This is a genomic window from Fusobacterium sp. (assembly GCF_029258315.1).
In the GTDB taxonomy this organism is placed as follows: domain Bacteria; phylum Fusobacteriota; class Fusobacteriia; order Fusobacteriales; family Fusobacteriaceae; genus Fusobacterium_B.
On the sequence record NZ_JARHZE010000036.1, the window covers coordinates 14,369 to 34,022 of the forward strand.

The 19,654-nt window shown below is 25.6% G+C and carries 17 protein-coding genes and 1 riboswitch; of the genes, 11 read left to right on the top strand and 6 right to left on the bottom strand.

Annotation, left to right across the window (positions count from 1 at the left end; translation table 11 throughout):
* Window positions 1-5: 5 nt before the first annotated feature.
* Window positions 6-665, top strand: coding sequence for a thioredoxin family protein (locus tag Q1J48_RS02590; RefSeq protein ID WP_300360971.1), 660 nt, complete (start codon window positions 6-8; stop codon window positions 663-665).
* Window positions 666-703: 38 nt separating this feature from the next.
* Here Q1J48_RS02590 and Q1J48_RS02595 read toward each other — a convergent pair whose 3' ends face one another.
* From Q1J48_RS02595 to Q1J48_RS02620, 6 genes are all read right to left on the bottom strand, one after another.
* Window positions 704-2,206, bottom strand: coding sequence for an alanine/glycine:cation symporter family protein (locus tag Q1J48_RS02595; RefSeq protein ID WP_300329949.1), 1,503 nt, complete (start codon window positions 2,204-2,206; stop codon window positions 704-706).
* A gap of 256 nt (window positions 2,207-2,462) precedes the next feature.
* Complete coding sequence (locus Q1J48_RS02600) at window positions 2,463-3,416, bottom strand: 2-hydroxyacid dehydrogenase (RefSeq protein WP_300360973.1); 954 nt, start codon at window positions 3,414-3,416, stop codon at window positions 2,463-2,465.
* Window positions 3,417-3,505: 89 nt separating this feature from the next.
* Window positions 3,506-4,051: a ribosome hibernation-promoting factor, HPF/YfiA family gene (hpf, locus tag Q1J48_RS02605; RefSeq protein ID WP_300329955.1), complete on the bottom strand. Its 546-nt coding sequence runs from the start codon at window positions 4,049-4,051 to the stop codon at window positions 3,506-3,508.
* Between the two features lie 117 nt (window positions 4,052-4,168).
* Window positions 4,169-4,852 carry an ABC transporter ATP-binding protein gene (locus Q1J48_RS02610; RefSeq protein ID WP_300329958.1) on the bottom strand — a complete coding sequence of 228 codons (684 nt, stop codon included), beginning with the start codon at window positions 4,850-4,852 and terminating at the stop codon, window positions 4,169-4,171.
* On the bottom strand, window positions 4,845-6,008 hold the full coding sequence (locus Q1J48_RS02615; RefSeq protein ID WP_300360976.1) for an ABC transporter permease: 1,164 nt from the start codon (window positions 6,006-6,008) through the stop codon (window positions 4,845-4,847). Before Q1J48_RS02615 ends, Q1J48_RS02610 begins: the two co-directional genes overlap by 8 nt.
* Window positions 6,009-6,026: 18 nt before the next feature.
* Window positions 6,027-6,467: a YkvA family protein gene (locus Q1J48_RS02620; RefSeq protein ID WP_300360978.1), complete on the bottom strand. Its 441-nt coding sequence runs from the start codon at window positions 6,465-6,467 to the stop codon at window positions 6,027-6,029.
* 119 nt (window positions 6,468-6,586) lie between these two features.
* Between Q1J48_RS02620 and Q1J48_RS02625 the strand changes: the two genes are divergently transcribed.
* From Q1J48_RS02625 to Q1J48_RS02670, 10 genes are all read left to right on the top strand, one after another.
* Window positions 6,587-8,371 carry an aminopeptidase P family protein gene (locus Q1J48_RS02625; protein ID WP_300360980.1) on the top strand — a complete coding sequence of 595 codons (1,785 nt, stop codon included), beginning with the start codon at window positions 6,587-6,589 and terminating at the stop codon, window positions 8,369-8,371.
* A gap of 121 nt (window positions 8,372-8,492) precedes the next feature.
* Window positions 8,493-8,843, top strand: a complete 351-nt coding sequence (locus Q1J48_RS02630) for an ankyrin repeat domain-containing protein (RefSeq protein ID WP_300360983.1) — start codon at window positions 8,493-8,495, stop codon at window positions 8,841-8,843.
* 25 nt (window positions 8,844-8,868) lie between these two features.
* Window positions 8,869-10,608: a sensor domain-containing protein gene (locus Q1J48_RS02635; RefSeq protein ID WP_300360985.1), complete on the top strand. Its 1,740-nt coding sequence runs from the start codon at window positions 8,869-8,871 to the stop codon at window positions 10,606-10,608.
* Window positions 10,605-10,681, top strand: a riboswitch (cyclic di-GMP riboswitch). (Overlaps the previous gene by 4 nt.)
* 41 nt (window positions 10,682-10,722) lie before the next feature.
* On the top strand, window positions 10,723-11,211 hold the full coding sequence (locus Q1J48_RS02640) for a hypothetical protein (protein WP_300360987.1): 489 nt from the start codon (window positions 10,723-10,725) through the stop codon (window positions 11,209-11,211).
* Window positions 11,212-11,226: 15 nt separating this feature from the next.
* On the top strand, window positions 11,227-13,335 hold the full coding sequence (locus tag Q1J48_RS02645; protein ID WP_300360990.1) for an HD domain-containing phosphohydrolase: 2,109 nt from the start codon (window positions 11,227-11,229) through the stop codon (window positions 13,333-13,335).
* A 12-nt stretch (window positions 13,336-13,347) separates the two neighbouring features.
* Entirely contained in the window at window positions 13,348-14,778 is a 1,431-nt protein-coding gene (locus tag Q1J48_RS02650; RefSeq protein WP_300360993.1) for an ABC transporter substrate-binding protein, read from the top strand.
* Window positions 14,775-15,608, top strand: a complete 834-nt coding sequence (locus Q1J48_RS02655; RefSeq protein WP_300360996.1) for a hypothetical protein — start codon at window positions 14,775-14,777, stop codon at window positions 15,606-15,608. Before Q1J48_RS02650 ends, Q1J48_RS02655 begins: the two co-directional genes overlap by 4 nt.
* On the top strand, window positions 15,598-18,204 hold the full coding sequence (locus tag Q1J48_RS02660; RefSeq protein ID WP_300360999.1) for a hypothetical protein: 2,607 nt from the start codon (window positions 15,598-15,600) through the stop codon (window positions 18,202-18,204). The genes Q1J48_RS02655 and Q1J48_RS02660 overlap by 11 nt, the downstream gene beginning before the upstream one ends.
* 12 nt (window positions 18,205-18,216) lie before the next feature.
* On the top strand, window positions 18,217-19,116 hold the full coding sequence (locus Q1J48_RS02665; protein WP_300361001.1) for a toxin-antitoxin system YwqK family antitoxin: 900 nt from the start codon (window positions 18,217-18,219) through the stop codon (window positions 19,114-19,116).
* 20 nt (window positions 19,117-19,136) lie between these two features.
* The coding region (locus Q1J48_RS02670; RefSeq protein ID WP_300361004.1) for a fimbria/pilus periplasmic chaperone at window positions 19,137-19,654 on the top strand (518 nt) is incomplete at its 3' end.

The following is a 19,654-nucleotide window of genomic DNA, read 5'->3' on the forward strand; positions in this document are numbered from 1 at the left end:
AAGAGGTGAAAAAAATAGAGAAGAACAAAAAATTTTTAGATGAAAATTTAGTAAATAAATTAAAAGAGATAACAAAACTTTTTGAAACTAATATAGAACTAGCAATAATAAAAGGTGAAAATCAAGAAGAAACAGAAGATATAATACAGATGTCAACAGAGATAGCTGCTACAAGTGAAAAGATTTCTGTTAGAGTCTATGAAAAAAATAATGTTGAAATATTAGATAAGGGGATAGATTTAACTAAATTACCAGCAGTTGTTATTTTAAATGAAAATAAAGAATTTTCAAGAATAAAATATACAGCAGTTCCAACAGGACATGAGTTGAGCTCTTTTATTCTAGCTATGTATAATGTTTCAGGGCCTGGACAAAAATTAACAGATGAGATATTGGGAAGAATAAAAAAATTAAATAAGAAAATAAATATAAAACTTGGGGTTGTATTGAATTGCACTAGATGCCCAGACACAGTTCAATCTTCTCAAAGGATAGCTGTAGAAAATAAAAATATAGATGTAGAAATTATAGATGTTTTCTCTCATAAAGATTTTAAAACAAAATATGATATTATAAATGTACCAGCTATGGTGATAAATAATAATAAATTATATTTTGGACAACTTTCAATAGAAGAAGTTTTAGAAATATTAGAACAACAATAAAAAAATTCCCTAATCAAAGGGAATTTTTTTATTGTGTATTATCTTTTACTCATAAATTTTTTTTCATAGTCTTTTAAAGAGGCAAGAGATTGATTTGCTAGAGGAAGGATAGCCATCATATTGAATATAGTCATTAAAGCTACTCCTAAATCTCCAAGATCCCAAACCCAAGTATATTGAGCAAGTCCACCGATAAAAAGCATAACTAACCCAAAAGCTCTGTAAGCATTTTGAGCCCACCATTTATCTCCAAAAAGGTAAGCTAGTACACTTCTTGAGTAGAACATTATTCCTAAGAAAGTGCTGAAACTAAATAAGAATAAAATAATAGCTATAAATATAACTCCAGCTTCACCAATATGGAATTTTACAGCACTTTGTAGAAGATCCATACCAACTAAACCATCTCTTACAGAATTAGGTGCTAATAAAATAATGAAGGCTGAACAGCTACAAATAAATAAAGTATCAATAAAAACTCCAAGAGATTGGATTAATCCCTGTTTTGAAGGGTGAGATACATCAGCTGCAGCTGCAGCATTAGGAGCAGAACCAGAACCAGCTTCGTTAGAGAATAATCCTCTTTTGATACCATTCATAAGAACAGCTCCAAATCCTCCTGAAACCATTTGTTTAAATCCAAAAGCCTGAGAAATAATTTCTTTAAACATAGTTGGGATAGCTCCAAGATTTTTTATCATAATAAATAAAGTTAATAGTAAGTATAAACAAGCCATTATAGGAACTATTTTATCAAGAATACTTACAACAGTATTTTTCTTAAAAATAATAAATCCAGAAATAATAACCAAAGCAATAGTTGTATATAATGGTGGAATATTAAAAGCATTTACAAATGATTGAGAAACAGAGTTCGCAACAATTTGGCTAATTCCAGCCCAACAAATTAATCCAGATATAGAAAATAAAATAGCAATAACTTTGAAATCACAAGATTGTCTAAAACGAGTACCAAATTTAGAAGATGCGACATTGGATTCATCTAAGTTATCTTCAACAAGAGAATCGCTTTCTCTAACTTCAGTCATTAATTTCATTCTACTAATGTAGTAAGATGGTCCACCTCTAAATCCACCATATAATGGATCTTTTTCCTTGTAGATTTGTGCAAGAGTAGCTTCAATAAATGCAGTGGCAGCTCCAAAAATAGCAACAACCCACATCCAAAATACAGCTCCAGCTCCTCCAAAAGAGATAGCAGCAGCAACTCCAGCAAGATTTCCCATTCCAACTCTAGTAGCAGTAGCAACAATTAAAGCCTGTAAACCAGAGATAGATTTTTCATTATTAGAATTTTTTGGTTCTAATGTAACTCTAATCATCTCAGGAAATAATCTAAAAGGTAAAAATTTTGTTTTAAAAGTAAAGAATATACCAACAGGTAATAGTATTAAAATCATAATACTTAAACCAATTTCAGTATTTCCAAAATTTAACTTAATAAAATCACCCCATAAAAGATTGTTAAGAGATGTTACTATTGCAACGATAACCTTTTGTAAAAAATTAATAACTTCCATAATATCCTCCCTAAAAAATTTATAATTTTATAGTAGGTATTATAGAATAAAAGAATTTAAAAGTCAACATTTTTTTTTAAACAAAAATTATAATTTTTGAATTAAAAACCTTAAAAATAGTTATTTTTAAACAATGATAAACAAAAATATATTAAACAAATATCAAAATAAATAATTTTTAAACAAAAAAATGTTTAAATAAAAAAAACTATCCTATAAAAAAAATTATAGGATAGTAAAAAAATTTATTTAGATTTTATAATTTAACAATATTGATAGGAGAACCTACTAAAAATTTATTAACATTATCAAAAGCAATCTCAGCTCTTATAATCATAGATTCATTAGAAGCAAATGCCACATGAGGAGTTAAGATAGTATTTTTAGCATTTAATAATGGATAGTCTGAAGGAATAGGAGGTTCCATATCAAAAACATCTATTCCAGCTCCAGCAATTTTTTCTTCATTTAAGATTTCAGCAAGAGCTTTATTGTCAACAACAGCCCCTCTAGCACAGTTTATTAAAAAAGCAGAGTTTTTCATTAGTAATAGTTTTTCTTTAGAGATAAATCCTTTTGTAGAATTATTTAATGGAAGATGAAGAGAGATTATATCAGAACTTTTCATAAGCTCATCTATTCCAACATATTTTACACCAAGCTCAATAGCTTTTGGATTTTCAGTGATATCATATCCAATAACATTGGCTCCCATACATTTAAAAAGATTAGCTGTCATAGTACCTATTCTACCAGTACCAACAATTCCAACTGTTTTTCCTTTAATTTCTCCACCTATAAGTCCAGCAATGGTTCCACCTTTTCTTATAACTGAATTGCATCTGTTGATATTTCTCATAAGATCAAGGGTAAGACCTATTACTAATTCAGCAACAGCATTATTTGCATATCCAGCAGCATTGCATACTGTAATTCCTCTCTCTTTTGCTAAAGAACCTATGTGATCAAATCCAGTGAAGGCTACAGAGATCATTTTTAAATTTTTAGCCTCTGCAATAACTTCATTTGGAAGAGGATTATTTGCAATCATTAAAATATCTGCATCTTTAGCTCTTTCTTTTAAGATATTCACATCGGTTGTTTTAGTATCATAATAAACAAATTCATGTCCTAATTTTTTAATTTCAGAGCTTAAATTTTCAATAATCTCTTTTTTTACTACCAAAGGTTCTAATAATTTTACTATCATATTTCCTCCCTAATTATTTGTAAACAAATTTATAAAAAATGCAGGTCATAAAGACCTGCTTTTATTTTAATAAGTTATTAATCATTTAATTATTCAACAGCTGGTTCTACATGAGCGTAGTTTCCATCTCTTTTCTTATAAACAACATTCATCTCTTGAGTTTCTTCATTGTTGAAGATATAGAAATCTTTTCCTAAAGTTTCCATTTGAAGAATAGCTTCTTCTAATGTCATAGGTTTTGATTCCATAGAAACTTTAACTATTTGTTTTGTAGCTTCAGTAGAAACTGTATTTGTATCTAAATTAAATTTAAATACTCTTTGAGAGATTGTATCGTTATTATCTCTTAATTTTTCTTTATATTTTTTAATTTGTCCTTCTAAGATACTTGTAGCTTTATCAATTGCTATATAAAGATCTGATTCTGTTGCTACTGCTTTTAAAACAGTTCCGTTTAGGTGAGCTCTCATTTCAGCTGTGTGAGAAGGTCCTTTTTTTAATTTAACTGCAGATAGAGTAACAACTATTTCACTTATACGATCAAAATACTTATCTAATTTTTCAACTCTCTTTACAGTGTAATCATTGATAGGGTCTGTTACAACTAAATGTCTTCCGTTTATTGATATTCTCATAAACACCACTCCTTCAGTACTCAAGTATTCTAAATTATGTACTATTTTATATACACCTCTTTGAGGATTTTTTTTATACCCTTTAGACGTAAAAAATTATTTTTTTGTTTAAAATATTTAAATTTCTAGAGATAATTTTCCATTTTTTACAGAATATTTTTTATCAGTGATATTTGCTAGCTCTCTTGAGTGAGTAACAACAATAATTGTTTGATTATTTTCTCTATTTATTTTTTTAAAAAGATTATGAATTTCATTACTTGTATCTTCATCAAGATTACCAGTAGGTTCATCAGCTAAAATAATTTTTGGATTATTTATTAAAGCTCTAGCAATAGCAACCCTTTGTTTTTCTCCACCAGAAAGTTGATTAGGTTTGTGGTTGTATCTTTCTCCAAGCCCAACTTTATCTAAAAGTTTTTTTGCTTTCTCTTCAATAGATTTTTTATCATTAAAATTATTAAGAAGAGCTGGTAACATAACATTTTCTAAAGCAGTGAACTCTGGTAAAAGATAATGGAATTGAAAAACGAAACCAATATCTTTATTCTTTAAAAAATCGATTTTTTTATGATCATCTCTATCAACTTTTTCACCGTGAATAAATATCTCTCCTTCATCTATAGAATCTAAAAGTCCAATAACATTTAAAAGAGTTGATTTTCCAGAACCGGATTTACCAATAATGGAAACAAATTCCCCCTCCTCTATTGTTAAAGAAAGATCTTTCAAAATATGTAATGTTTCACTAGTCCCTTTATAAGTTTTACTAACTCCTTTTAATTCTAAAATTTTATTCATATCTTAAAGCCTCCATTGTTTCCATTTTTCCAGCTCTATATGCTGGAAAAACACTTGATAAAAATATAACTATAAAGTTTACAAAAATTATAATAGTTATTTCTTTCACAGAAATTTCAACAGGAATTTTACTTAAATAATAAATAGAAGTGATTCCTGAAATAGAATAATTTTCAATATACCATAGAAGGAAGAAAGATAGAGCAACTCCTATAAAAATACCAATTACTCCTAAGCTCAATCCTTCAATTAAAAATATCTTCATAATATTTTTATTACTAAATCCCATAGCTCTCATTATACCAATATCTTTTATTTTTTCTCTTACAAGCATATTCATAATAACCCATACAACAAAACCGGCAATAACAACAATTAAAGAAAATACAATTATCATTACAGATTTTTCAAGAGCTAAAGCAGAGAGAAGATTTTTATTTTGATCTCCCCAAGTTCTGTTAAATAATCCATATTTTTCAAATAAAATATCAGAAATTTTTTCGGCATCATAAGGATTATTTAAGGTAATTTCCAAATTAGTGATTTTATCTTCCATATACATCATATATTGAGCTGTTTCTAGAGGAATGATAACCATACTTACATCATAGTCATAATATCCACTTTCAAAAACTCCAGTAATTTCTAAAGGAAGTTCTTGATTTTCAGCAGAGACAAGAAAAATTTTATCTCCAATATTAGCTCCTAGTTGTTTAAAAAGTTCATTTCCTATATAAATGCTATTTTTCTTTGTAGTCGAAAGAGATCCATGAACCAATTTTTTTTCGATATCAATGGCTGTTTTAGCTTTTTCAATATCAAGACCTTCAATTTTTACTCCGGAAACATAATCTCCATAAACCCCTTTATATTTTATAAGTCCTTGAGTGGAGATTTTTGGAAGAACTCCTTTTACTCCAGGTATATCTTTTATTTTATTTTCAACTTTTTCATATTGAGATTTATTATCAACATCATAAACATTGATATGGCTACTTAGAGATAGTATACTTCCAATCATATTTTTATCAAGTCCATTAGAAATCCCTATGGAAACAATAAGGACTGTAACCCCTATCATTATTCCAATAATTCCAATTAAACTTTGTTTCTTTTTTTCGAGTATATGTTTTTTAGCTATAAAAAATTCAAACATCTATTTTTCCCCTTTTTGTTAAATAAAATTATTTAAATCATCTAAATCTTTAAACCATTCCTGAAGTTTTAATTTAGCTTGTAGTTTAATATCTTCATCAATATATTTAGATACTTTTTTTATAACAAAAGTTAAGGCACCAATGTCATCAACAAATCCCATTCCAGGAAGAATATCAGGAATGAAATCTAAAGGAGCAATCAAATAACCTAAAGCACTTATAATTAAAGTTTTTTCTTTTAAAGGGATATTATTTTTTTTAAGTAGATAATACAAGATCAAAGAAAAATAAATTCCTTTTAAACCAATTTTTAAAGAATAATTTTTTATTTTGCTCCAAAAAGAGTCCTCTTTAAAAAATTCTCTATATTCAGAAGTGTTGAAATCTTCATTTTCAATTTTTTCTTCTATAAATTCACCCTCTAAAATATCTTCTGGGTTTTCTTTAAAACTTTTCATAGACAACCTCCATTTAAATATAATATCAATTATACCTATTTTTTAATTTTTTTTGAAGAAATTATTTTATTTATTTTTATGGTATAATATATATTATTGAGATAAGGAGAAAGATTAAAATGAAAAACTTAGTTGATGAAAAAATAAAACAAATTAGATATTTTATGAAAGAAAATAAAATTACTACTTATATGATAACTTTATCAGATTTTCATAATAGTGAGTATCCTTGTGAATATTTTAAGGGAATAGAATATATAAGTGGATTTACAGGTTCAAGTGGAACTTTAATTATTGATATGAATTCTTCTTATTTATGGACTGATGGAAGATACTTCATTCAATGTGAAAATGAAATTTCTGGTAGCGAAATAAAAATGATGAAAATGGCTATTGAAGGATATCCTAGTACTTTTGAATTTATAGAAAAAAATTTAAAAGAAGGAGATGTTTTTGGTTTTGATGGAAGAACGGTCTCTTTTGAAGATTATAGGAAATTTTTAGAAATATCGAAAAGAAATAAGTTTGAAATAAAAATGGATTTGGATATATTGGAAAAAATTTGGAAAGATAGACCAGAGTTACCAAAGAAACCAGCTTTTTTACTAGAGGAAAAATTTTCAGGAGAATCTTTTGGAGAAAAAATAAAAAAAATAAGAAAAATAATGGAAGAGAAAGAGGTTGATATTCATATTTTATCAACTCTTGATGATATAGCTTGGCTTTTAAATTTAAGAGGGGATGATATAAAATACAATCCTTTTGTTATGTCTTACCTAGTGATTTTAAAAGATAAGGTTTTATTATTTGCTGATAATTTTAAATTTTCAAATGAAATAAAAGAGTATTTCAATAAAAATTCAATTGTTCTTTATGAATATTTTAAATTTTATAATTATTTGAAAGATATAGATGAAAACAAAAAAATACTTTTAGATTATAATAATGTTAATAGTTTAATTGTTAAAAATTTAAATAAAAATATTGTAATAATAAATTCTAAAAATCCAACAATTTTATTAAAAGCTATAAAAAATTCGATAGAGTTAGAAAATACTAGAAATTGTCATATAAAAGATGGAATAGCTATTACAAAATTTATGTACTGGCTAAAAAATCAAAATTTTGAAGAAAAAGATATAAAAGAATTAGATGCAGTGGAAATGGTTGAAAAATATAGAAGGGAACAGAAGGGATATTTAGGAAATAATTTTAGTACTATCTCAGCTTATGGGAAAAATTCAGCAATGATGCATTATTTGCCAAGTGAAAAATCAAATGATAGATTAAGAAATGGAAGTTTCTTATTGGTTGATTCAGGAGGGCATTACTATGAAGGAAGTACAGATATAACTAGAACTTTCGCCATTGGGAAAGTTAGTGAAGAGATGAAAAAATATTATACCTATGTTTTAAAAAGTTTAATCTCACTATCAAAATTAAAATTTCCAAAAGATACAACTTGTGGAAATCTAGATACTGTGGCAAGAAGTGTTATTTGGAACTTAGGACTTGATTATAGATGTGCAACAGGACACGGAGTTGGATATTTAGGTGGTGTTCATGAAGAACCAAATGTATTAAGAGGAAAAAGTCAAGTTGTTATGGAAAAAAATATGGTAACAACAATAGAACCAGGAATATATTTAGAAAATAAATATGGAATAAGATTGGAAAATGAAGTTATTTCTAAAAAGATTTTTGAAAATGAATATGGAGAATATCTAGATTTTGAAACAATTACTTTGGTTCCTTTTGATAGTGATGCGATAATCTATGAATATCTTGATGAGTCAGAGAAGGAATGGCTAAAAAAATACAATGATAAAATTATTAATAAAATAGGCAATTGTTTAGAGATAGAAGAGAAAGAATGGTTGAAAAAAACAATTTGTAAATTTTAATATTTTAAAACAAAATACTTGAATTTTATACAAAATATAGTATAATATACAATAGCTATAATTTAAATAATTTTATAAAAAGGAGAAAAAATTAGAAAAGAAAATGGAATTATTGGCGTTTTTGGAAAATAATGATATTGAAAATTTTGAGGAAAATTTAAGTATTATTACTGTTGAGGAAAAGGATTCAAAAGGATTTACAATTTTACATTTAGCAGTTCAAGCTGGAAAATATGATTTTGTTGATGCTTTAATGTATCATGGAGCAGATCCAAATGTAGAAAATAAAAATCACGAGACACCTTTACATATTGCAGCAAAAAAAGATTTTCATAAAATTTTTAAATTACTTTGGGAATATGGAGCAGATTTAGAGCAAGAGGATTATAAAGGAAGAACGCCTAAAGATATAGCTTTAGAAAATTCGAGTAAAAAAGTTTTAAAAGAGATAGAAGAAATAGAGGAAGACTAAATTTTTAAATAATAAAGGAGAACTTATGGAAGATTTAGAAAAAAATAATAGAGAAAAAATTCTTAAATCTTCTAATGAAGTTAAGAAAGCAAAAAATATACTTAAAATGTCGTATATAACTGGGAATGATAACTTTGATGAAATTTATGATGCTTTAGAACAGATAAGTGAAGACTATATTTTTATAGGAAATATGAAAACAATGGTTTTCAAATATCCTGCACCATTTATAAAAAGAGTTGGATTTCCTACAGAAATAATGCAAAATCCGTTTACATATTGGAAAAATATTATTGTTGAAAGTGATTGGAAAAAATTCCAGGAATCAACTTTAAATGTATTAAAGGGCGAGAGTAAGTACCAAAATATTGAATTCAGAGTAAAAGATGTCAAAGGAAATATTACTTGGTTAAGAAAAAAAAGTGTTGTAATTAGAGATGAATTTGGAAGTACAGTAACTATTGTTGGAAATATTTCTTTCTTAGGAAAGCAAAATAAGATAGATCCAATAACAGGGTTGATGAAAATTACAGAATTTTTTAAGAATTTTAATAAGAAATTGGAAAAAGAATATATAGAAAATATCGGAATGATGATTATAGGTGTAGATGATTTTGAACAGATAAATCAATTATATAGTCGTCAAACAGGTGATAGGGTTTTAAAAAATTTAGCAAATGTGATTCAATATAATATTCCTGATGATATTTCACTTTATAAGTTAGATGGGGATAATTTCGGATTAATATTAGAAAATGTTGATAAGGATGAAGTAAGAGATATATATTCAAAAATAAAAGATTCTTTAGGAAAAATACATTTTTTAAATGAAGAAAATGTAGCTATAAATATTTCGGCAGGATGTGCTATTTTTCCAAAAAATGGGATAACTTATCAAGAACTGTATAAATTTGCAGTATATTCATTATTATATTGTAAAAAAACAGGAAAAAATAAATTGGTGTTTTTCTCAGAAGAGGTTATAGAAAATAAAGTTAAACATTTTGAAATTTTATATTTCTTAAAACAAAGTATTGATAATAACTTTGAAAATTTCGAGGTATTTTATCAGCCACAAATCTCAACAAAAACAAAAAAATTAAAAGGTTTTGAGGCGTTGCTTAGATGGAAATGTGAGAAATATGGAAATGTTTCTCCAGTTGAATTTATTCCTCTTTTAGAAGAAACAGGACTAATAAGTTTAGTTGGAAATTGGGTTTTAGAGCAAAGTTTAAAAACTTTTAAAAGTTGGTTAGAGAAATATCCAGATTTAAAAATAAGTGTAAATCTTTCTTGTGTCCAACTTATTAATAAAAATTGTATACCTGATTTTAAAAAGATATTGGAGGAAAATGAATTTCCAAGGGAAAATATTTTCTTTGAAATAACAGAAAGTACTACTGTAAGCAATATTAAAACTTTAAAAGAAATATATGAAGAGATAAAAGCATTAGGAGTAAATATTGCTTTAGATGATTTTGGAACTGGATATTCATCTTTTGGAATTTTAAAAGAGATACCAGTTGACATGGTAAAGATAGATCGTTCTTTTGTAAAAGATATATTAAATAGTTCTTTTGATGTTACTTTCATAAAATTTATAACAGAGATATGTCATAATTATGGAATAAAAATTTGTATTGAGGGTGTTGAAAGAAAAGAGGAATTGGATCTTCTTGAAGGATTAAATGTTGATTATATTCAAGGATATTATTTTGGTAAACCAGAACCAGAAAAAGTAATATCTGAAAAATATTTAAAATAAAATTTTGGCAAAATAATGGAAACGTTATGACGCAAAGCTATAGGGCCTTTAAAAGTGGCAGCCAGTTGCAATCACAATTTTTTGTGATTGTTTTTTTTATTAAGGAGTTATATAATGAGAAAATGGTTATTAATACTTTTAAATTTAATAATTTTTGTTTTAGCAGAAGCTGGATATAAAGATGAGGCAGTTGTAAAGATAACAGCTGATGTGTTACAACCTATAACTATAAAAAAGATATCTGATGTTGACTTTGGAACAATAATAGCAGGGGATACAGATATAAAAGCTAAACAAAATGGGAAAATAGAAATAAGTGGAAATGGAAATATAAAACTTGAATGGAAAGCTGATGGGGACTCAAGATATAAATCAGTAAAAGAGTTTTTAGAGGTTCCAATTTATAATGAAAATTCTAAAAAAATAATAACTGAGATTTTTTTAGGAGAAAATAGAGGATCTATAGTAGAAGATGTAATAAAATTTTCTGGTTTAAAGAGCAAAGAAATAACTATAAAAGGAAGAATAAATAAACTTCCAATAGAAACTGAAAGTGGAAAATATTCTGGTGGGATTACAATAAGAGCAACATATGAAAATTAAAAATAGGGGAGAGCTATGAAAAAAATAATTTTATTAATATTATTGATAATAAACAGTTTTTGTTTTGCTGGGGAAAGTTTAAATATAAAAGTTCCAGAAAATTTAGTGGATATGTATCTTTATAGAAATATGGAAGAGGGAAGATACAAGGGAGTTTATACAGATATTTTAAAAAAAGTTGAAAAAAAATCAAATCATAAATTAAATTACATTTTTAATGAAAAAAATCCAGATATAGCTTTAAGAATAGTGGATAAAACACAATATAAAGATTATAATTTTATTCAAATGCCAATAAATTATAGAATAGCTATACTGGTAAATAATGATGGAAATATAAGAAAAATTAGTGATCTTCAAGGACTAAAAATAGGATATATAGAAAATTCTCGTGGTATTGATGAGATAGAAAAGAAATTTTCAGATTTAAAATTTGAAAAAGTTTTGATGAAAAATAGAGTAGATGCTCTTGAAAGTTTAAGAGCTGGAGATCTAGATGGATTGATTTTAAGTAACTGGATTGAAAATAACTCAGTGGAGACTAAAGTAAGAGTCATAGAGAATATTTTATACAATGAACAAATAGCTGTAAAAAAAGATTTAAAAGATGTGTATAAAATCTTAGAAGAGGAACTAAGAAATTACAAAGAGGAAGAATTAAGAGAAATTTTAGATAAAAATAGAATAGAATTTTATAAATATGTTTTTAAAGATATTCCAAATTATAAATTTATAAAGGAGAAATACTCTGAAATAAAAATAGGAATAACAAAAGACAAATATTTATTACCGCTTTTTTATAAACACAATGGAAAAATAAAGGGGATACTTCCAAAAATAATGGAGGATATGGAAAAAATATTAGGTATTCCATTTGTAATAACAAAGGATGAAGATTGGGATATCAATGGTATTATAATAGAAAATAATGATTTAAAAGATAAATATACTTTTACAAAACCTTATTATCAAAATACAATAGGTATAGCTAATAGAAAGTTAGATTCTTTTGCTGTTGATGCTTCAGATTTGGATAACGAAAAGATAATTTTAATAAAAGATAAAGATTTTAATATTACACTTCCAAAGATGATTAATAATCCACAGATAATTTATGTAGAAACATTACAAGAAGGGATTGAAAAACTACTTAATTATGAGGGAAATTTTTTAATCTTTTTTTCAAGTATGATAGAGGGAACAATAACAAATAGTTTTTTAGAAAATAAAATAAAAGTTGCAGGAATATTAAATGAAGAATTTAGTATTGGTATGGGAATAAGAAAAGAGGATGAAGAGTTAGGAAGTATAATAAGAGTTCTAGTAGAAAGTTTTTCTCTTGATAAAACAATGGTTGATACAAAAGCTAATAAAAATATTTTATTTGAAAAAAATTATAGATTAATGGCAAAGATAGCAGTACCAACAATAATATTTATAATTTTATTGATTATTTTAATAATAAAATCAGAAAAAAATAGGAAAAAGGCTGAGAGAGTAAGTGGAACTTTAATAGAAACATTTGAATCTATTCATCAATTAGATACTGAAGAAGCTGGAGACCATTCTAAAAGATTAGCTCTTTATGCTGAATTTATGGCGAAACAGTATGGTTGTAGTAAAAAATTTATTACAGATATAAAAAGATTAACACCATTTCATGATATAGGAAAGATAGCTATATCTAAATCAATTTTAAATAAACCTGGAAAACTGACAAAAGAGGAGTTTGAAACAGTAAAAAAACATACTGAAATAGGTTTAAAATTAATAAAAAAATTGGAATTGGGAGTGATGGCTGAAAATATAATAAGACTACACCATGAGAAATGGAATGGAAAAGGTTATCCATTAGGTTTAGAAGAAAATAAAATTCCTTTAGAGAGTAGAATTGTAGCATTAGCAGACACTTATGATAATCTTAGACAAGATAAAGTATATAGAGATGGATTTACTCATGCAGAATCTGTAAAAATAATTATAGAAGAGAGTGGAAAAAGTTTCGATCCAATCTTGGTTAAAATATTTGAAAAGAATCATAGAATATTTGATGAAATATTTAAGAAAAATAATAAAGCTAAATATTCAATAGAAGAGATATTTTCAAAATTTAAAAATAAATAAGAGGTGAATATTTTGAAAAAATATATAATTTTATTAATATTCAATTTCTCTTTAATTTTTGCTAAAGAAATAAAGACAGAAAATTTTGATGATTTATTTGAAGAAACATATATAGAAGAGGAAGTCAAAGAGGAAAAAATAAAAGATATTAAAATTATACAAGGAATGAAAGTAGCTAATTTAAATCCTGCCTTAATAAATGATGTTTATTCGTCAAGGGTAGTAAAGTTTGTTTATGATAATCTTTTTATAAAAAATAAAAATGGTGATATAGAACCATATCTTGTGGATAATTACCATTGGATAAATGAAAAAGAGCTTTATTTGGAGTTAAGAGATGATGTTTATTTTCATAATAATGATCGTTTAACTTCTATTGATGTAAAGAACTCTTTGGCATATTTAAAATACAACGGAAATTTAGGAAGACTTTTTTCAGAGATAATCAATATAAAGATTATAGATGATAGAAAATTAATAATAAAACTGTCAGAAGAAAATAATATATTTTTAGAGATGTTGACCTATAATATAGCTTCAATATTTAAAATAAAAGATGGAAAAATATATGGAACAGGTGAATATTTTGTAAAATCTTTTGAAAAAAATAGACTTGTATTAAAGAGATTTGATAAATATTTTAAGGAAAATCATGATGTGGAAAATATTTATTTTTCTTATGAGATTCAGGATAGTCAAAGGCTTATATCACTTTTTAATGAAAAAGTAGATGTAGCACTAGACATAGATAATATAGCTTTGAATTATGGTGAAAAGTATAATATAATATCTGATGAAACAATAAAACTTCAAGAAAAAGGTATAAAAACTTTAGCCTTAGTTTTTGGAAATAAAAATAATTATACCTATGAAGAAAAAAAAGCTATTGAAAATATAATAGATAGAGAGGCAACTAGTTTCTTTCCTTTTAAATTATCAAAAGAGGAATTTTCAAAAATAGATATAGTAAATAGTAATGAAAAGTTTCCAGAAAATATAAAGTTGAAAAGTCAAATGGATCTGATGGTTTTAAATACAGATAAAAATATAAAAGAGGCAAATAAAATAAAAGAAGCTTTTGAAAAATATAATATACAGATTAATATTTTGCCGCATAACTTAGAGTCATATAATATAAATCTAAAAAATAAAAATTTTGATTTGACACTTTATAATATTTCAATGGTAGGGGAAGAGGTTGTATTCAATATAGCTAAGATTTTCTTAAATGATTTAGAAAATAGGGAGGTATATAACTCTCTTAAACCATTTTTCAAAATTTTAAAAGAGGAAAAAAGAAAAGAAAAAAGAGAAATTATACTAGATAAAATTTTACAATTAATTTATAAGGAATTACCATATATTCCAATCTTGCATTATAGAGATTATATAGTAATTTCCCCTAAATATAAAAATCAATATGATGAATGGGAGAAAAGATGAAAAAAATATTTATTATAATTTTATATATACTTTCTTTTTGTGTTTCTTTTGCTTTGGATGCCCAGACAGATTATATTTATCTTAAAGATGATGTAATCTATGGGGTTACTACAAGAACAGAATTTAGAATAGATCAAGTTAATATTAAGTTAAGAAATGGAAAAGGTAGATATTTTGCATTAGAAAATTCTTTAAATCTAAAAAATAATTTTATAAAAGGTGAAAACTTAAAAATAACTTCAAATGAAGAGAATGTAATAGGAGATAAGATATTTTTTAGAAATAGAGAGGGAAAAGTAGTTGATGAAATAAAATTTGATTTACAAGGAATTTTTATTTTTGATTGGAGTAATCTTAAAACAACAAGAGAGGTAAAAAGATTAAAAATAGGAAAGATCTATGATGAAGCAGGGAGAGTAGAAGAACAAATATATTTAGAATTAAATAATATAGATGTGATATACTCTTTAAAAATAAAAGTTGAGCAAGATATGTATTTAGGAAAAGTAATAGCTGGAGAAAAGCTAAGTACAGAAAGATCAATAGATGCCCATCCTGCTAAAATTTCATTGGTTGGAGAAAAAGGAAAAAGAGTAGAGATAAAAATACCTAAATCAGCTATTATAAAAAATGAACTTAATGATGAATTGGTAGTTAATTTAAAGTTTAGGGAAAATAAAAAACAGTCTTTAAAGAAAAAATTTGAAAAAGTAGAGGGAAATAAAAGTATTATAAATGATATTTTTATAGATGGTGAGACAGATACAAATAGAAGTAATTTTGGAAGATATACAGGGTCATTTGTGGTAAGAGTGGAGTATGAAGATTAGATTATATAGTTTAATTTTATTAATGTTTTGTTTTTTTAAAACTTATTCAATAGAAAATTATAAAGAGTTTGAAGATTCGTATGTTCAAATCAATGCCAAAAATTTAAAAGATGATTTTTTTATGGTAAAATTTGATAGTGAAACAGAAAACGTGTATATAGGTTTAAATACTTTTTTCTATTTTTTGGAATTATATACTTTGGATATTAATTTAAAAGAGAAAAAAGTTTATGGAAATATCAATAAAAAAAATATAAAGGTCTATTTTGATGATGAAGAATCTTTTGTAATGGATGGAGAATTATATGTAAATATAAAGGTTTTAGAGAAAAAATTACTTTTTAAAGAGAGTTTTTTTGATTATTCAGCGCTAAAATTAAATGTAGAACCAAATTTTATTTTACCTTATGAAGAAAGAGAAAGAGCCAAAGTTGAAAGATTAAGATTGGATACAAGAAAGGTGGAAGATGAGAAGAAGATAGATTTTGAAATTCCAAGAAAATTGGCGACACCAGGATTATTTAAGATAGATTACTCAAAATCTAATGTTGAAGAATCAGAGTATCAAATTAAGTATGAATATTCATCTCAACTTTTATACGGAGAATTATATTTATCAGGAGAAATTAAACCAGAGCATAAGATAGATTATGGAAATTTAACTTATTCAGATATAATTGAAGATAACGATTTAGTAGTTGGAAACTTTTCATTGATAGCTCCATCTTTTTTTGGTGTTGATACAAAAGTTCTAGGAGTTAGTTTTGAGAATAAAGATACCTATATGACAAGAGATTCAGGTATAACAATTATAAAAGGACAGGCTAAAAATGCAGAAACAATAGAGTTGTATAGAAATTCATTTTTAGTTGACTATATAAAACCATATTCAGAAAATTTTGAATTTAGAATTGATGATGGAGTTTTCAATTCAGATTATACACTAAAAATTTATTATGAAAATGGAGAGATAGAGGAAAGAAAAGTTTATTCTCTTTCTGATAGTGATCTATTAAAAAAAGGAAAATCTAGATTTACATTCCAAGGTGGAAAAGGTGACGAAACTCATGAAAATCAATATATAGGTAGAGCTTTTTATGGAGTTACAGATAATTTAACTTTGGGATTAGGCGGAATGAATTTAAATTCTATTTCAGGTAACCAATATAAAATATTAGAAAGTGACGTTTTATTGAGAACCGGAAATAAGAATTTTCCAATGATTATCAATTATAAAAATTATTACGATTATAAATCTAAAGAAAATAGTTATGAATTAAGTGTTGATCAGAAATTATTTTCATATAATTTAAAATTTATAGAGAATAGTTTTTCAGAGACAATAGCAGAGCAATCTGAAATAAAAAAATATAATTCTATCTCTTTAGGAAAAAGTTTTAATAGAAACTTTTTTGAAATAGGGGTGGAAAGAATACTAAAAACAGAGGAAAAATTTGGTGAAGATAAAGAGGAAAATATTTATGGATTATGGGATAGCTCTGTATTTAATCCAGTATATACTTCATTAAAAATAGAAAAAAATATAAATGGAAGTAGAGAGGATGTTGGATTTAAACCTTCATTAAGTTATTCAAATGGAAGTGTATCTATTTTATTAGAGGCAGACATATCAAAAGATGATGGCAAGAGAAGATATGATCAAGAATATTTTTTAAGAATAAATCATAAGAAAGAAAATATATTTAAAGAAATATTATTTGCAGATGTTGGAGCAGAAATAAAATATTCAAATGAAACCAAAAAATTCACATATGGATTGTCATTTAATATAGAATTAGATGATATAATTTACATGAAATTACCTTCAACAACTACATTTGATGAAGATAAGAATAGAAAAACTCAAACAGGACTAGAAGTAAGCAAGATAATAGATTTGAGTAATCCGAAGAGAAAAATAAAGAAAAATATATCTTTAAATAGTTCTTGGATACATGGAAAAGTATTTTTAGATAAGAATGGAAATGGAGTTTATGATGAAGGAGAAACTCCTCTTGAAAATGTAAAAGTGATGGTAGATAATAAACATTTTTATTCAGATAAAAATGGGGAATATGTAGCTGAAGGATTCTATTCAAATGAGGTTGTAGTTTTAGATATAGATAGAAAAACACTAGATCCAATGCTGAAGAATTCAAGAGATAGTTTAAAAATTAAAACAAGAAGATCTTCAGGAGCTAAAATAGATATTCCAGTTGAAGTGGTTTCATTAGTAATGGGAAATATATGGCAAACAGAGGATTTTAGTGAAAAAGAATTTATAAGAAGTATATCAATGACAACTATTTTACTAGAAAAAGATGGAAAAGTTGTAAAAACAATAGATCCTGAATTTGATGGAATGTTTTTCTTTGAAGATGTTACACCAGGAGAATATATAATAAAATTTGAATATATTGGAGAGGAAAATATAGGATTTAGTCAAAATATGATTCCAGTAAATGTAACTCTTGAAAATCCAGAGGAGGGAGGATATTTTGAAGGAATTGATACTAAATTAATAAGAAATCAAGAAAATATTTCAGAAAAAAAAGACAAAGGTTCAGAAATAACAGATGATATATTTAATTTCTAAGGGGTTAATAAGATGAAAAGAAGCAACTTAATAATTTTATACATAGTATTAACTTCCTTTATTTTAGCTTGGGGAAGTATTAGGATTGAAAAATTTGAAAAAAAGAAAATAAAAAATAATATTGTTTACATTGAATTGGAAGATACCCCTTTTTCTGGGAAATTAGAAGGGGAAAATATTTCTGAAGAATATAAAAATGGTATTAAAAACGGAGTCTTTAAGGGGGAGTTTATAGATGAAGGACAGAAATTTTTATATGAAGGAAAATATATAGAGGGGATCAAGCACGGAGTTTGGACAATAAAATATCCTACAGGTGAAAGAAGAGCTGTACTAGAGTATGATTATGATAAACCTTGTGGTCAATGGAAATATTATTATAAAGGAAATAAATTAGAAGCTTTTGAAAACTTTGAAAAAGGTGTTTTATCAGGGGAAATGAAAGTTTTTAATAAAGAGGGAATAGAAATTTTAAAGTCTACATATCATAATGGACTTTTAAATGGAAGATTTATAAGTTATTATTCTAAAAATATAATAAATACAGTAACTAATTTTTCTTATGGAAAATTAAATGGTTCAATAAAAGTTTTTACAGAAGATGGAACTTTATTACTAGAAGGAAAATATATTGATGATAGAAGAGAAGATGTTTGGAAACTTTATTATAGTTCAGGTGAGATAAAGACAAAAGTTTCATATAAGTTAGGAAAAAAACATGGAGAATCTATAATTTATGATAAAAATGGTATGGTAATGGAAAAAACTATTTTTAATAATGGAATTGAAGAGGGCAGTAAAGATTTAAAACCAAAAAATAATATTAATAAAGATAAATTAGTAAGCAAGTTCAAAAAATTTAACAGAGAGTTAAGATATGAAAAATATGATGATATTTTATCAAAACTATAATTTTAAAAGGAGTAAAACTTATGAAAAAACTATTTTTTATTTATATATGTCTATATAATATTATTCTTGCATTAAATTTTTCGGTTGCTCCTACTGGATTTAATTTAGATTTAAAACAAAATCTAACAAATGAAGTTTACCTTATAAACAATACAGCAAAGCCTTTAAGAATAGAGGTTTTTACAGAAGTGCCAGAGAGTTATGAAGATTATAATTTTAATGAGAATATTGTGATTTTCCCAAAAATGATTTCTATAAAACCTGGTGGAAAACAAACGGTGAGATTTAAAATTAAAAAAAATAGCAATATGAAGGATGGAGAGTATAAAAGTTTATTAGTTTTTAGAGAAAAACCAAGTGAGATTAAATCAGAAGATATAAAAAATACGACAGGACTTACAACTAATATATCTTTTATAACAGAACTAGCCATTGCAGTTAAAGGGAATATAGGAAAAGAAAAGATAGATGGAAGTATAAAAGATGTAAAAGTAAATTATAGAAATGATTTTTTAGATACCAATACAAAAGTTTTATC

Excerpts from the sequence above, each read along its gene's own strand:
- Q1J48_RS02640 (WP_300360987.1), top strand. The coding sequence starts at position 10,723 with ATGAGAAAATGGTTATTAATACTTTTAAATTTAATAATTTTTGTTTTA.
- Q1J48_RS02615 (WP_300360976.1), bottom strand. The coding sequence starts at position 6,008 with ATGTTTGAATTTTTTATAGCTAAAAAACATATACTCGAAAAAAAGAAA.
- Q1J48_RS02600 (WP_300360973.1), bottom strand. The coding sequence starts at position 3,416 with ATGATAGTAAAATTATTAGAACCTTTGGTAGTAAAAAAAGAGATTATT.
- Q1J48_RS02620 (WP_300360978.1), bottom strand. The coding sequence starts at position 6,467 with ATGAAAAGTTTTAAAGAAAACCCAGAAGATATTTTAGAGGGTGAATTT.
- Q1J48_RS02655 (WP_300360996.1), top strand. The coding sequence starts at position 14,775 with ATGAAAAAAATATTTATTATAATTTTATATATACTTTCTTTTTGTGTT.
- Q1J48_RS02610 (WP_300329958.1), bottom strand. The coding sequence starts at position 4,852 with ATGAATAAAATTTTAGAATTAAAAGGAGTTAGTAAAACTTATAAAGGG.
- hpf (WP_300329955.1), bottom strand. The coding sequence starts at position 4,051 with ATGAGAATATCAATAAACGGAAGACATTTAGTTGTAACAGACCCTATC.
- Q1J48_RS02635 (WP_300360985.1), top strand. The coding sequence starts at position 8,869 with ATGGAAGATTTAGAAAAAAATAATAGAGAAAAAATTCTTAAATCTTCT.
- Q1J48_RS02660 (WP_300360999.1), top strand. The coding sequence starts at position 15,598 with ATGAAGATTAGATTATATAGTTTAATTTTATTAATGTTTTGTTTTTTT.
- Q1J48_RS02595 (WP_300329949.1), bottom strand. The coding sequence starts at position 2,206 with ATGGAAGTTATTAATTTTTTACAAAAGGTTATCGTTGCAATAGTAACA.
- Q1J48_RS02625 (WP_300360980.1), top strand. The coding sequence starts at position 6,587 with ATGAAAAACTTAGTTGATGAAAAAATAAAACAAATTAGATATTTTATG.
- Q1J48_RS02645 (WP_300360990.1), top strand. The coding sequence starts at position 11,227 with ATGAAAAAAATAATTTTATTAATATTATTGATAATAAACAGTTTTTGT.
- Q1J48_RS02665 (WP_300361001.1), top strand. The coding sequence starts at position 18,217 with ATGAAAAGAAGCAACTTAATAATTTTATACATAGTATTAACTTCCTTT.